Consider the following 12,914-nt stretch of genomic DNA (forward strand, 5'->3'; position numbering starts at 1 on the left):
AAACAACCCCTCTCTACCGGGCAGCTCGCCGCTGTTTCCACGGTGCATCACACTCTCCGGCCATGATAGACCCATGAGGCAAGATGCGGTCCACAACCGTTGCCAGAGCCATCCGGTCAATCTGATCGATCACCGATTCAGCATTCTTGTAGGCTGAAGGCAGTTCGGATGTATCGATCTTTCCTGACTGGAAACGGGCATCAATATGCGCTGTTTCCTCCGTAAAGACTTCATCCATTGTCCGGCCTTCAAGAGTCCTCTTATGTGCCTTACGGCTCATATTCCGTCCCGCCCCATGAGGAGAGAAGCCCAGCGCATCGGGATTATCACGTCCCTTCACAATCAGCACGGGCTGACTCATATTCAGGGGAATGATTGTGCGGCCCGCAGAATCATTGTCATCAGCGAACCCTTCCCATGCGGGAGTGGCCCCTTTGGCGTGATAGTAAAGACCGTTTCGCTTGAACACAAAGTTATGTTCATTCCAGAAACGATCCTGCCCAGTTACACCAAGGTCACGGGCTATCAGGTCATGCACGGATGAATGATTATATTTTGTCCATGCACGAGCCAGTTGCAGAGCTTCCCAGTAATCCTGACCAGTTTGGGACTCTGCTTCAATCCATACATTCTGGGGCAATGTTTCGGGAGAACAGCTACCTGTATATTTCGTAGCCTCCTTCATACCCAACTTATACAGATGCCCCCCTACACCTCGGGAACCGTGATGGCTGACGATATATGTATCCCCGGTCTGCTCGGATATCCCAATGAAATAGAAATGATTTCCATCGCCCTGAGTCCCCAGCTGCACTTCCGCATTATGCAGTATCTTCTGCTCCCTCATGAAGGGATTTTGCTCAAATTCCTTCAGAAGCTGCGGATCAAGAGTTAGCCGGTCTGGCGTATTTCTGGCGAGCGGCCCAAAACGGACATGCCGGAAAGCAGCATCCATAGCCGCCCTGGGATCAACCTGCCCCAGATTGGTCGCCATCATGGAACAGCATATATCAGCGGAATGCATTCCCGGATGAATGGCATTTTCCGTAGCGATAACACCACCCACTGTTATGGTTCCCGCTGGCCCGGAAGGACAGGCATCCGGCAATATGGCGGCGGCCCGCACAGTTGGCGTACGGGCTGCCTCCCGCATGGTTGTCACGCAGGCCTCAAGATTAGCCTGTTCGGCCTCATTCCCGGCTTCGAGATTGACTTTCAGCTCCGGTCCTTCTTCCAACAAAGGGACGATTGGTACCGTATATTCCGCCTTATAAATGGCCTTGAGACGCTGGATCACATCTTCCCGAGAATGATCTTCCAACAGTCTATTTCCACGAGCGGTAAGAGACGGCAGATAACTCCCCCCGGGAATACCTGCATCAACGAGGTCTCTATTTGTAATGGCTTTTATCATGATAAATCTCCTGTTTGATTTAACCTTACTCATAAGAAATATGCAAATGACATAGGTTATCCCCGCATGGGCGGGGAACAGAAAATTGATAGGGTCGAACAGACGCTATCTGACGGTTCATCCCCGCATGGGCGGGGAACAGCCTTTCAGCTCTGCCAGATCACGCCGGAGCTGCGGTTCATCCCCGCATGGGCGGGAAACAGGCCTCCGTGTCAATAACGGCGATTTTACCGTCCGGTTCATCCCCGCATGGGCGGGGAACAGACTCTGGTGGATAATGACGTGGCGACCTACCCCGGTTCATCCCCGCATGGGCGGGGAACAGCTCGATAGAGGATGCCGTGAAGTCGGTCGCTACGGTTCATCCCCGCATGGGCGGGGAACAGTCTCTGTGGAGCGCACGGGGAGGGTCGCCAAACGGTTCATCCCCGCGTGGGCGGGGAACAGTGTTCTGGCCGGGGTGGCGGCGCTTGCCGTCACGGTTCATCCCCGCATGGGCGGGGAACAGACGCAAATGTTAGCTTTTCAGCGATTGTTAGGCGGTTCATCCCCGCATGGGCGGGGAACAGGGTCATGGAGTTGCCGGAGGCTTGTCTTGTATCGGTTCATCCCCGCATGGGCGGGGAACAGGGCGGCAGTCCGAAATACTGGACTGACGGCATCGGTTCATCCCCGCATGGGCGGGGAACAGTGAGATGAAGGTGAAATTTCGCAATCCCACAGCGGTTCATCCCCGCATGGGCGGGGAACAGCACCGGGATCGTCCGGGCAGCCTGTTCAGGCACGGTTCATCCCCGCATGGGCGGGGAACAGTTGGCGTGTGTAGCCAGAACGAGGAGGACGTGCGGTTCATCCCCGCATGGGCGGGGAACAGCTGAGCCGCCTGCTGAGCGATGTCTATGACGACGGTTCATCCCCGCATGGGCGGGGAACAGTCCAGATCGTATCAGTGAGCTCGAAAAAGTTGCGGTTCATCCCCGCATGGGCGGGGAACAGTTGGATTTGCCGACCAGCAGGCCGCTCAGGAACGGTTCATCCCCGCATGGGCGGGGAACAGAGACCCGCTATGTCCGCTGAACGCTGGGCCTGCGGTTCATCCCCGCATGGGCGGGGAACAGCGCAGCCGCTGGACCCGACCCGTACTCTGGTCCGGTTCATCCCCGCATGGGCGGGGAACAGACGCTTCTGACTGACCTTTCAGGGCCGTGGTACGGTTCATCCCCGCATGGGCGGGGAACAGGCCACACGGGCAGCCAACTGCATCGTGTCCACCGGTTCATCCCCGCATGGGCGGGGAACAGCAGCTCCTCATCAGAATTGAGCTGATCTGATTCGGTTCATCCCCGCATGGGCGGGGAACAGTTTCGCTTCATTTCTTGAATTATCCTCTGTTTCGGTTCATCCCCGCATGGGCGGGGAACAGGGGTGTGGCGGTGTTCATCCTAAATTGAGGGCGGGTTCATCCCCGCATGGGCGGGGAACAGAGGCTCTGGACGCACAAGGCAAAATCTCTAACCGGTTCATCCCCGCATGGGCGGGGAACAGTGCTACAGTGCTATGAAAAACTCCGTCTATTACGGTTCATCCCCGCATGGGCGGGGAACAGCCCGAGTTTTCCAACGTCGCCGTGCGCCGTTCCGGTTCATCCCCGCATGGGCGGGGAACAGGTCAGTTCGTCTCAAATAAATAAATTGCCTGTCGGTTCATCCCCGCATGGGCGGGGAACAGGCGAAGTAATCGCCGCCCGTATGAAGTGTGACCGGTTCATCCCCGCATGGGCGGGGAACAGAATTGTTTCGATTGCGTTCTGTTTCTGGTTAACGGTTCATCCCCGCATGGGCGGGGAACAGGTTGCGTTGGCACTGACATTTGCGGAAATGTCCGGTTCATCCCCGCATGGGCGGGGAACAGTGCCTTGCCACTGTTTCAAATATAGAGAGAAACGGTTCATCCCCGCATGGGCGGGGAACAGCTAAGTAACGCTAACCAGCAGAACAGTAATGACGGTTCATCCCCGCATGGGCGGGGAACAGTTTTCAGCTTTTCTATATAACGAATATGCGCCCGGTTCATCCCCGCATGGGCGGGGAACAGGGGCAGCCCATCTTTTAAACTCCTCCAGAGAGCGGTTCATCCCCGCATGGGCGGGGAACAGAACGCCGCCTGATGTTCCCTGATTATGTAAGGCGGTTCATCCCCGCATGGGCGGGGAACAGGACACGGCATTATTAAGCAGATTTACTTTCTGCGGTTCATCCCCGCATGGGCGGGGAACAGGTCCACCTTCCCGATAAAATCCTGAAAAACGGCGGTTCATCCCCGCATGGGCGGGGAACAGAGCCGACCAGACGGTTACTAGTAATTGTAATGCGGTTCATCCCCGCATGGGCGGGGAACAGGAAAGCCTCAAGGTCCATCAGGCAAACGAGGTCGGTTCATCCCCGCATGGGCGGGGAACAGGGTATAGAAATAGTTCGTGAAAAGACGTTTTGCGGTTCATCCCCGCATGGGCGGGGAACAGAGCTACAGTACTATGGAAAACTCCGTCTATTACGGTTCATCCCCGCATGGGCGGGGAACAGGTCAACTCTCCCAATAAAATCAGTAAAGACAGCGGTTCATCCCCGCATGGGCGGGGAACAGTAAAGGCGGGGGCGTTTGGTTTCAAATCTGCCCGGTTCATCCCCGCATGGGCGGGGAACAGTTGCGTTGTGTAATTCTGCAAACTCTGCAAGGCGGTTCATCCCCGCATGGGCGGGGAACAGCGCAACAGTGCTATGAAACACGCCATCTATTACGGTTCATCCCCGCATGGGCGGGGAACAGACTTCTTACAACGCATTGTAAGATATATCTTTTTTTATTGTCAAAGATCGTACCAACTTAAAATAAAATTTAATATATTCCCCCCTTCCCTTCTTCTGGGCGAAAAGAAACCAGTTTCAGCCCATCGAAATCAACCGGCATACGGCGGTTCTGGCCAGCCGTGCGAAATTCATACCCCTGATCGTTAGGCACACGCCAGACCATAACAGCATCCCCCAGCGGCCCTAATCCGAGTAGAACCTGCTCCCAAATCATCTCCCGTGTCCGTCTGGAGTAATTGCCCACATAAACACCAGCCCGTATTTCCACCAACCACGCCGCCAAACGACCACGAAGACGAGGCGGCGCATTTGTAACAACCACCACCAGCATCAGCGATGCCCCGGATCGCCGAATGTTTCATCCTCAAAGGCAACAGGTACAGCTTCTGGTGGAGGTTCCGGACGTGGCAGATTACCAGCCGACAAAACCTGCTCAATAGTCGGAATGATCCTCTCCAGAAGTCTTTCCTTACGAAACCGATCTCGACAGGCCAGACGCACCGCCCGATCTGGCGTCATGTCGAGACGCCCTTTCTCCGCCTTGGCCGCAATACGGAAGGCCTCTGGCACAACGGTTTCCATCTTGAAGATATCTGCTACGTCATACACGAAGGAAAGCGGCTTCCCACTATGCAGAAATCCTACCGCTGGCGCATATCCTGCTGCCAGAACTGCTGCTTCCGACAGCCCATGCAGGCAGGCCGTTGCCGCCGATAAACAACGGTTAGGGATGTCAGACCCATCCCAATCCTTCCTGTCATAAGCCCGGCGTTTCCAGCTGACACCATATTGCGCCGCCAGCAGGGCATAGCCTTCCCTGACACGGGCACCTTCGATGCCACGCAGCTGATCCACCGACCGGCGAGCCGGTGGTTCCTCTTTAAAACGCAACTTATACATTTCCCGCACGACACGCAGCCGGGCATCATCATTCAGAGCCAGACTGGCCTGCCATAACAGGCGGTCAGCCCGTGCCCCGCCAGGCTGACCCGAAGAATAGAGACGAACGCCAGCTTCCCCGACCCATGTAATCAACGTTCCCACACGGGCAGCCAAAGACACTGCTGCATGAGAAATACGGGCACCTGGCTCCAGCATGATACCGGCCAAACCACCGACAGGAATCTGCGTTCTGGTCCCATCTGCATTTACAGCAACAAAGGCACCATCCAGCACATCCAACTGTGCCCGCTCGACAAAGATCAGGGAGGCTCGGTCTTTCAGAGGAATCGGTTTTGGCGGGGCCAGACCGGGTAACCCGCCTTTCCCCGCCCCACTCATAGAGCCCGCCGGATCAGCATAAGGCCACAACCGAAGGCCTTGGCACGGCCAAAACCTTTAACTAACTGGGCCAGAAATGCCCCCGGGTCTGTCACTTCCAGCTGGCCTGAAAGATCCAAAATACCAAAATCAGGCCGATTTCTCCTCTTAGCCTCATTACCAAAACGTGGAAGCGTCTCAGTATGATAATCATCGGCAGACACATAGTGCGGCGTGAAACCCGCTTTCTCACCCTGTCGTTTTAGCCAGGCACAACCTTCTTTCTGTGCAATAGCCATACGTTCCTTTGCCCGCTCTTGCTTCGGAACAGAGCAAATCACATCCAGAACAACATCTACACGTTTGCCAATACCACGCTTCATCCGTGTCGCATTGACCTGAAGCTGAAAGTCTAGCAGATCCCCGACCTCCAGACTGGGAGCAAAAAGTTTCACGTCCGGCTTGGCGAACAATTCGTTACCCTCACGTGGAGGGCGAGGTGAAAGGGTCAAAAAACTCCCATCACTCTCCGCACGCCAGAGAAAATCCCGCTTCTGATTGGGATCGGTCGCAAAAGCAGACCAAAGCATATGATGCTGGGCCGACCGCCGCTTGCCCGCATCAGGCTGTCTCAAAGACTCTTCCAGAACACGAACGGCAGGGCTGCGGGAAAGGCGGATCTTACTCAGGTACCAGTTCATTGCTGCTCCTTCCCTGAAAGGACAACATGGCGGATACCGACCTCTCGGGCTGTAAAATGCCAGCGTTGCCGGTCCAGCGGCACATCATGCACGAGATCACGCTGACTGCCCTCCTTCCCAACAATCATGACGTTTTCAGCACATCCGACATGTCGTGCAAGCCATTCAGGCCTTTTCGGAATCTCATTAGCCTTATCCGCCGAACATAACCTGCGATATTCTTCCAAATAAGGCGTGAAATACTGCTCCAGAGCCTCATCAACCGTATCCGCCTGTACAATCTGAGGATGAGGTGGAGCAGAGAGCGGACAGGACTTACGGCCAAGATAGAGCGTGAAATACGGCTTGCGTAACGCTGCCGCTATCTCCTCCAGCCCTTCCCCCTGTACAGCCACACCATAAAACACGCCAGCACGGTAATCACGCAGCGTGATGCTCGTTGTCAGCCGCCCTCCCGCAGCCCGGATAGCCTCCGGGCGGGAATTCGGCTTCTTCACCGCAGCAGCAGGAACGGACTGGATGGTATGGAAGTCACGCAGAGAGGTGCCACTGTCAAACACCGCCACATCGATCTTCAGACGATCCAGCCGGGAGAAATCACCATCCCGCCGGATGCCCAAAGCCGCACCTATCAACCCGATCAGGGCGGAACGACCGGGCCAGAGCAGCGAACCTCGCCGCTCGTGCCCAGCCAGCTCACCCATTGCGCCCAAAGACGCAGCAAGTGAGAACACCAGATAAGGGGATGACATCACTCACCCCGCAGCGCAGCTTTACCCGCAAATGCGACAACGTCTTCCAGTGTGCCAGCCTTGCCAACATGAAGTTTGACATCAGTATTCCAGCACTGACCATAGGCCCCATCAATAGCTTTACGGGTTTCTTCCAGCTTTCTGATGGAACTTTCCAGAAGATGCTCTCCCTTCACGGCCTCAAAGAACGCACCTGACAAATCACGAGGGGCCTGCTCACCCTGTTCCGCAAGCATGTAATTTGCCCGTGGATGATGTGCATAGCTGTTCTGTTTGCCACGCGGCGTTGCCTCGGACAGCCCCTTTGCCAGTGCCTCCATAGCTTTAGCTGCAAGCTCCTTATCCCCTGCCAGATTTTCAATCAGCAGATCCACATTCACACAAACATACTGATAGAACACACCTGCCCCAAAGGCACTTTCACCAATATGACCGGCGCCCCGTTCATCATCCTTGTTCAGGTCATCCACGGCAGAGAACCAGTCTTCCTGCGCCACAGAACGATGGGTCGTGAAGGCATGTGCCACCTGCACGGCGGCATCCCGGTTGAAATCAGCATCGGAAGCCAACATACGCCCGAACATGGCCACATCCACCGCACCATCGGCACGACGGAGGACGAGTTTCTTCAGCTCCTTATCTTTGGGCAGAGCCTCACCGGCAGCAGCCTTTTCAGCCAATTCCTCGGCCAGAGCCCACTCCTCGGGTGAAATAAAGGCAAGGGTCGTTGCGATCTGCTCTTTAGAGCCCTTATCTGCGGCCTCTAATTTACCAAAAACGGCAGCAACGGTCTCAGCAGCCTTCAGGGCTTTCTTCTCCTCAACACCTTTGCCGAGCAGATGCTTCACCAATCCACCGTGCAGGCGTTTGGTCCGAACACCCATATGATCTTTCAGATCCTGAGCAAAATAGGTGCTTTCCCGCAAGGCCCGCTTCACAGACTGTGATGAATGACGCAGACGCACCTCACCACCAATGACGGCCTGCTTAGGGCGCCCCATATCATCACGGTTAGGGTTGGAAGGGCCATAAATAGTCAGGACATGGAACTGAACAAAATTCGTCATGATAAGAACTCTCTAAACTCTGGATACAAGGTCTGATTGCAGAAGACTATGATTCTGCTTTGATCCTACGTTCACCAACACCAAAATATTCAAGACACCAGTGCGCCCGTGTCTGATCATTCCAAGCAAGCATGTCACGTGCAAGCATCGCCACATTGCAACGATTGCCTGCCACCGCCACGGCACGACGCAGCAGAGTGGCCAGCTCGTCATCCTCAGCCGTCATCAACTGTTTGAAACGCAGATGGGACAGAAGCGGCTCTTTGTCTCCACCCTTAAGCCGTTTTGCCAGAGAAGCATGATCATATTCACGCACCTCACCAAGAACATTCAGCAACTGGCAAAAACGCTTCAGAGCGTCACCCTTCGGCTGAATCTGATGCAGCAAATTCTGCACCTGCGGCTCAAACAGAATGGCCGGATATGTGCCGCGGCGCAGTTTTGCGCTCAGCGCCCGGGCGGCTGTCTGAGCCTGCTTCTGGGCAACCTGTGCCTCCCTACGACCTTCTTCCGTCTCTTTATCCGGTTGAATCTGTGTCCGGGCAGCGAGATTCGTCCGCCACCACGCAAGCACCTTGGCCCCTTTATCTTGTGGCTCGCTCATGCAGCCTTCCTTTTCTTCTCTGGAACAGGGAGTTTCAGTTTTGAAAACAGAGCGGGACCGGCTTTTTTGCCATAACCATACAGCTCCATCCCCAGAAACTTACGGGCTTCAGCAATCTTTGCCATCTCCTGCATTGTCCGCTCAGCCAGCCCCGGCAGCGCCAGTCCATCAAACTGGGACAGTGCCTGCCTGCGCATGGTGCTCAACCAGAAATCAGCAGGGTCTTCACCCTCTGCAATCTGATAAAAACAATGATGAAAAGCCGGTTCCGTTTTCAGATAGAACTCCTCACGCTGAGCTTCACGCTCCTCCCCTGCCGCAAGTACAGGAATGAGGGCACGGTTCAGCATGTCCGTCACCATCTGTGCCGCTTCAATAAAATCACTCAGGCGATACAGGGCAGTATCCGATAGATGCTGCATAGGCTGCAGGGAATGAATAAAATCCCTTGGGCTCATATTGTTCATGGCCCAACCGGCCACGATCACTGAAGCCTCCGTACCTCTATGTTCTGCCTGCCATTCCCGCACCACCAAGGCAAGCTGAGCCAGCCCTTTCGCACGCTGACTTTTATCACCTTCTTGAGCAATAATTCCCAACCAGTTGCGATATCCAAACCGACCAGCCCTTGGATGCCTAGGCAACAGGTCCGTGCCCTCTTTCAGCCGATAGTAAGGACTTAAAGGATGCTGCCATAGAGCATAGTTTGTACCGTAAGGCTTCTGTATAACGCCTGTTATCCCTTCATCATCACCGACAAGACGCAGGCGGCGGGGCATACCGAAAAAAGCCTCTACATCAAAACCTTTCGTCTCATCAGAAGGATGAACTGTCTGGCCCTTTTCAGACGTTCGAGTGGGCTTCATCCATGGCAAAGCCTTCATCTCGGACGGTTGGCCAAATGGAACATTAAGCCAAACAAGGTCCCACAATTCCTTACCGGGATCGAGGATCGTTACGAGCGGCCCTCCACCACGCATAGAGGTCCGGTTTCCAGCACCACCAGAAGGCGCAAAATCCTGCAATGTATACAGGGCCATGGCAGCTTCTGGAAAAGTCAGCCTGTCGTACCGTTTCCGATGCACCATGACATCGATATTATTGCGCATCGTCTGTCCGCCAGCGCTATCGATGAACAGCATGTCCACTGAGTTAGGCGAAGCATCCAGTTTTTCCTGATCCTGAAGAAACCGGGGACCATCACCCATCAGGAAGAAAGCTGGCGCAAATGGCTCCAATCTTGCTTTCAGGCGTTCTGGATCAGGACGCTCACGCCTGTACCAATCAGATTTACCAGAAGGTGGGTCTGCCATATAGACAAGACCAACCAGCAGTTCCAGGCAAGCAATGTTAAGATCTGGCCGTGGCCAGTCCGGACGAAGCACTCCAGCCTCTGCTATTTGCCACGGTGCAATAACCCGCCTACTGCCATCAACACAGCGTACAGGAATCCATGGGTCTGTAATCAAATTCAAAGACACGGACTACCTCCGCATTAAAGCGAAGAACAGAAAAACAGGCCTCTGTCCTTCTTATAACATAGACCCTCACAGATTTCTCCTCCCGGGTCTTCAACGGGACAAAGTATCACATCACGTTGTTTCCATTTTGGCCACTCTTTTTTTACATCCCTTATTTCTGGACTGTCCTGATCGGGTAGATCTAGCTTTGCCAATTTTGAATGACGTACTGAAACTTCTGAGAGTGCCCATAATGATGGCATATCCTGACCGTGATCCTCGGAAGATGCCCACGGAATCAATCCGTTCTCTGTCCGGCGGGCCAGTGCCAAAATCGTGGTGACATCGCCCAGCCTCGTGGGATAGATCACATCATCTGCACCATTCCCTGCATCTCGATAACTCGCTTCAATATCCACAATATTCTGGCCAGCTAGCGCCCTCGCTGCCATGTTCTTTCCCTGACCTGTCGCCTCTGCTTCATCCAATACTGACGGCAAAGATTCGGCACCTTCGCCATGTACTGCTTCAATGAGGTCTCGCAGGCCCTCTGGCGCATTAATCTGCCCCCTTTTGAACAAGACAGAAGCGGTACGCCATGTATCAGGCAATGCGTAAACACCTGCCCCTTTATGCAATACATTCCGCAACCAGTGATCATCCTGCACATCAGTGGGATCAGGCGACAGCACTTTCAAAATGGGGGCAGGAACAGGACGCTCCGTAGCAGGACGTAAATCCATATGCCGCCAGAGACGTCCCACACGCTGAATCAGAGAACCAATTGGCGCAAGGTCGGAGACCATAACATCAAAATCCAGGTCCAACGATGCTTCAACAATCTGGGTTGAGACAAGAACGAAGCCTGCACGGTTCTTTCCCTTCCTTCCCACACGCTCCAGCACCTCATTTTCAAGCTTCTTTCGGTCACAAAGAGCGAAACGGGCATGTAGAAGGTGAGTTTCCACACCTTCCGCCCTGAGGGCTTCTACAGCGGCAATAGCATCGTCCACAGCATTGCGAACCCACACACAGGCTGCGCCTGCCCGAGCTCCTTGCACCAAATACTGAACAGCCTCCTCCGTGGAGATCATTCGCTCTACCTTTACGCTACCCTTTACAGGGCGATCATCAACAGCAAACTCCGTAATGGCGTCTCCACCTGCCACTGTTATGGCAGGATAAGCAGATGATTCGGAGACTCCACCATATGTAGCCAGTAATCTGGATCGCCATGCCAGAGGGAGGGTCGCCGTCAATAGAATGGCCGAGCCTCCCATAGCCCGATGCATTTTCAGCAGATTAATCAGTTCTTCTGCAATGTAAGGCTCACCCATTTCGTGAACCTCATCCACCACCAATATTTTTGAGGAAAGGCCATAATGCCGCAATGTCTGAAACCGTACGGGCAAGACAGAAAGCAAGGCCTGATCGATTGTTCCCACCCCAACATCTGCTAGCAGTGCCCGCCGATTATCTGTTGCAAGCCACTCCGAACTCGTCACATCATCAGCATCACCACTTTTGCCCGTATTGCTGCCTGCCGTAACCATATCTCTAAACGGAACAGATAATCCTGCGCGCCCATGAGCAAGAGTAACTGAAGGTTTTTCAAACATTTTACCCACAGCCTGCGAGGCACGGTTAAACATGGCATCGGCTGTAGCCATTGTCGGCAAAGCAAAAAACATACCTCGTCCCTTACCTGCCAAAGCCATGCGTTGCGCCAGAAGTAACGCCGCCTCCGTCTTGCCTGCACCAGTTTCTGCCTCCAGCACAACGAGGGTTGGGCCCTCTGGCAATGATATAGCCTCACATGCGGTCTGTAATGGCCTTAATGCAAAATCAAACAGCCTACGGCTACAGGCCCCTGCACCACTCAACCCTGCTTCACAAACTGCTTGCCGAGCAATGAGACGTGTTTTTTCCAGATATTCAGCTGGATTACAGTCCAACTTCCTAGGTTTAAACCATTTTGTATTAGAGCCTACCCAATCTGCTGCTGTACAAAATCCCGGAAGCCACCATGAAAACTTCCGAGCAGTTTCCTCATCTAAAGAGGCTAAAGAAGCCTCTGGCCAGAATTCCTTTAAAATACTTAAAAAACGTCTAGCTGCTTCCTGCCCTTCCCCGATTGCCTGAAGACACTTGTAACGACCACGTCGTTGCAACGGCGTATCTGGAGGACGTCCATGGTGCCCTGCTGTTGCAGCATAAAGAATCCGACGCACCTCGGCCGTTCCACCGAACCAAGCTGCCAACATCTCATCTGCTTCAAGCAAAAGGATTTCTGTTAATTTCCAATGCGGATAATCTTGAGCAATTCCCTCTCGCAACATCCTGCGAAAGCTTTCACTGAACTTTCCTAAATCATGAAGACCCACCAAAGCAATAAAAGCCTGTTTTAAATCAGACTTCCACGGAAAATAAGTAATCAATTCTTCTGCTACTGCAGCAACATCAAGCATATGATAAATTGCAGGATGCTCAATCGTCTCGGGAGGATGAGCACTTTTAGCCGGCCAATCTAACCATTCTTTCATGACATCCTGTCTCCCAATAACAGAAACTTCAACAGGTGTCAGTCTAGCTGTCGACTTAATCTTTTCAAAATATATTTCCGAGGATTGTCGTTTCACTTTATCGTAATTAGGAGTGTTTTTGTAGTATTATTATGTCTATCGCCCAATTTTTTAGGCATGCCTCCCCATTTTTGGGACAGGGAGTGCGTACGTGGGGCACTTCAGGTGTCTGGACTATTGGGAGTATTTAGATTTTTATGTGGGGAG

Annotated in this window: 9 protein-coding genes and 1 CRISPR repeat array; all 9 genes read right to left on the minus strand. The window is 53.7% G+C overall.

All coding sequences use genetic code 11. The annotated features are described in order from the left end of the window. Positions 1 to 13: 13 nt before the first annotated feature. The 9 genes from NQF86_RS08455 to cas3 all read right to left on the minus strand — a co-directional run bounded on the left by NQF86_RS08455 (position 14) and on the right by cas3 (position 12,764). Entirely contained in the window at positions 14 to 1,414 is a 1,401-nt protein-coding gene (locus NQF86_RS08455) for an RtcB family protein (protein ID WP_266117199.1), read from the minus strand. A gap of 52 nt (positions 1,415 to 1,466) precedes the next feature. Further along, positions 1,467 to 4,240: a CRISPR direct-repeat array (repeat unit 29 nt; unit sequence CGGTTCATCCCCGCATGGGCGGGGAACAG). A gap of 69 nt (positions 4,241 to 4,309) precedes the next feature. Continuing rightward, complete coding sequence (gene cas2e, locus NQF86_RS08460; RefSeq protein ID WP_266117200.1) at positions 4,310 to 4,612, minus strand: type I-E CRISPR-associated endoribonuclease Cas2e; 303 nt, start codon at positions 4,610 to 4,612, stop codon at positions 4,310 to 4,312. After that, complete coding sequence (cas1e, locus tag NQF86_RS08465; protein ID WP_266117201.1) at positions 4,612 to 5,562, minus strand: type I-E CRISPR-associated endonuclease Cas1e; 951 nt, start codon at positions 5,560 to 5,562, stop codon at positions 4,612 to 4,614. Before cas1e ends, cas2e begins: the two co-directional genes overlap by 1 nt. Continuing rightward, positions 5,559 to 6,242 (minus strand): type I-E CRISPR-associated protein Cas6/Cse3/CasE, encoded by a 684-nt coding sequence (gene cas6e, locus NQF86_RS08470; RefSeq protein WP_266117202.1) that lies wholly within the window; start codon positions 6,240 to 6,242, stop codon positions 5,559 to 5,561. The genes cas1e and cas6e overlap by 4 nt, the downstream gene beginning before the upstream one ends. Continuing rightward, positions 6,239 to 6,994 carry a type I-E CRISPR-associated protein Cas5/CasD gene (gene cas5e, locus NQF86_RS08475; protein ID WP_266117203.1) on the minus strand — a complete coding sequence of 252 codons (756 nt, stop codon included), beginning with the start codon at positions 6,992 to 6,994 and terminating at the stop codon, positions 6,239 to 6,241. Before cas5e ends, cas6e begins: the two co-directional genes overlap by 4 nt. Next, positions 6,994 to 8,061 carry a type I-E CRISPR-associated protein Cas7/Cse4/CasC gene (gene cas7e, locus NQF86_RS08480; protein WP_266117204.1) on the minus strand — a complete coding sequence of 356 codons (1,068 nt, stop codon included), beginning with the start codon at positions 8,059 to 8,061 and terminating at the stop codon, positions 6,994 to 6,996. Before cas7e ends, cas5e begins: the two co-directional genes overlap by 1 nt. A gap of 46 nt (positions 8,062 to 8,107) precedes the next feature. Continuing rightward, the gene (casB, locus tag NQF86_RS08485) at positions 8,108 to 8,665 is read right to left on the minus strand and encodes a type I-E CRISPR-associated protein Cse2/CasB (protein ID WP_266117205.1); all 558 of its coding nucleotides are present in this window, start codon (positions 8,663 to 8,665) and stop codon (positions 8,108 to 8,110) included. Then, a complete protein-coding gene (gene casA / locus NQF86_RS08490) occupies positions 8,662 to 10,146 on the minus strand; it encodes a type I-E CRISPR-associated protein Cse1/CasA (RefSeq protein WP_266117206.1) in 1,485 nt (494 codons plus the stop codon). The genes casB and casA overlap by 4 nt, the downstream gene beginning before the upstream one ends. A 14-nt stretch (positions 10,147 to 10,160) precedes the next feature. Beyond that, positions 10,161 to 12,764: a CRISPR-associated helicase Cas3' gene (gene cas3, locus NQF86_RS08495; protein WP_266117207.1), complete on the minus strand. Its 2,604-nt coding sequence runs from the start codon at positions 12,762 to 12,764 to the stop codon at positions 10,161 to 10,163. Positions 12,765 to 12,914 lie beyond the last annotated feature (150 nt).

The sequence above is a fragment of the Bombella pluederhausensis genome (assembly GCF_026385525.1).
Lineage (GTDB): Bacteria > Pseudomonadota > Alphaproteobacteria > Acetobacterales > Acetobacteraceae > Bombella > Bombella pluederhausensis.

Coding starts and splice junctions, on each gene's coding strand:
- NQF86_RS08455 (WP_266117199.1), bottom strand. CDS start 1,414: ATGATAAAAGCCATTACAAATAGAGACCTCGTTGATGCAGGTATTCCC.
- cas2e (WP_266117200.1), bottom strand. CDS start 4,612: ATGCTGGTGGTGGTTGTTACAAATGCGCCGCCTCGTCTTCGTGGTCGT.
- cas1e (WP_266117201.1), bottom strand. CDS start 5,562: ATGAGTGGGGCGGGGAAAGGCGGGTTACCCGGTCTGGCCCCGCCAAAA.
- cas6e (WP_266117202.1), bottom strand. CDS start 6,242: ATGAACTGGTACCTGAGTAAGATCCGCCTTTCCCGCAGCCCTGCCGTT.
- cas5e (WP_266117203.1), bottom strand. CDS start 6,994: ATGTCATCCCCTTATCTGGTGTTCTCACTTGCTGCGTCTTTGGGCGCA.
- cas7e (WP_266117204.1), bottom strand. CDS start 8,061: ATGACGAATTTTGTTCAGTTCCATGTCCTGACTATTTATGGCCCTTCC.
- casB (WP_266117205.1), bottom strand. CDS start 8,665: ATGAGCGAGCCACAAGATAAAGGGGCCAAGGTGCTTGCGTGGTGGCGG.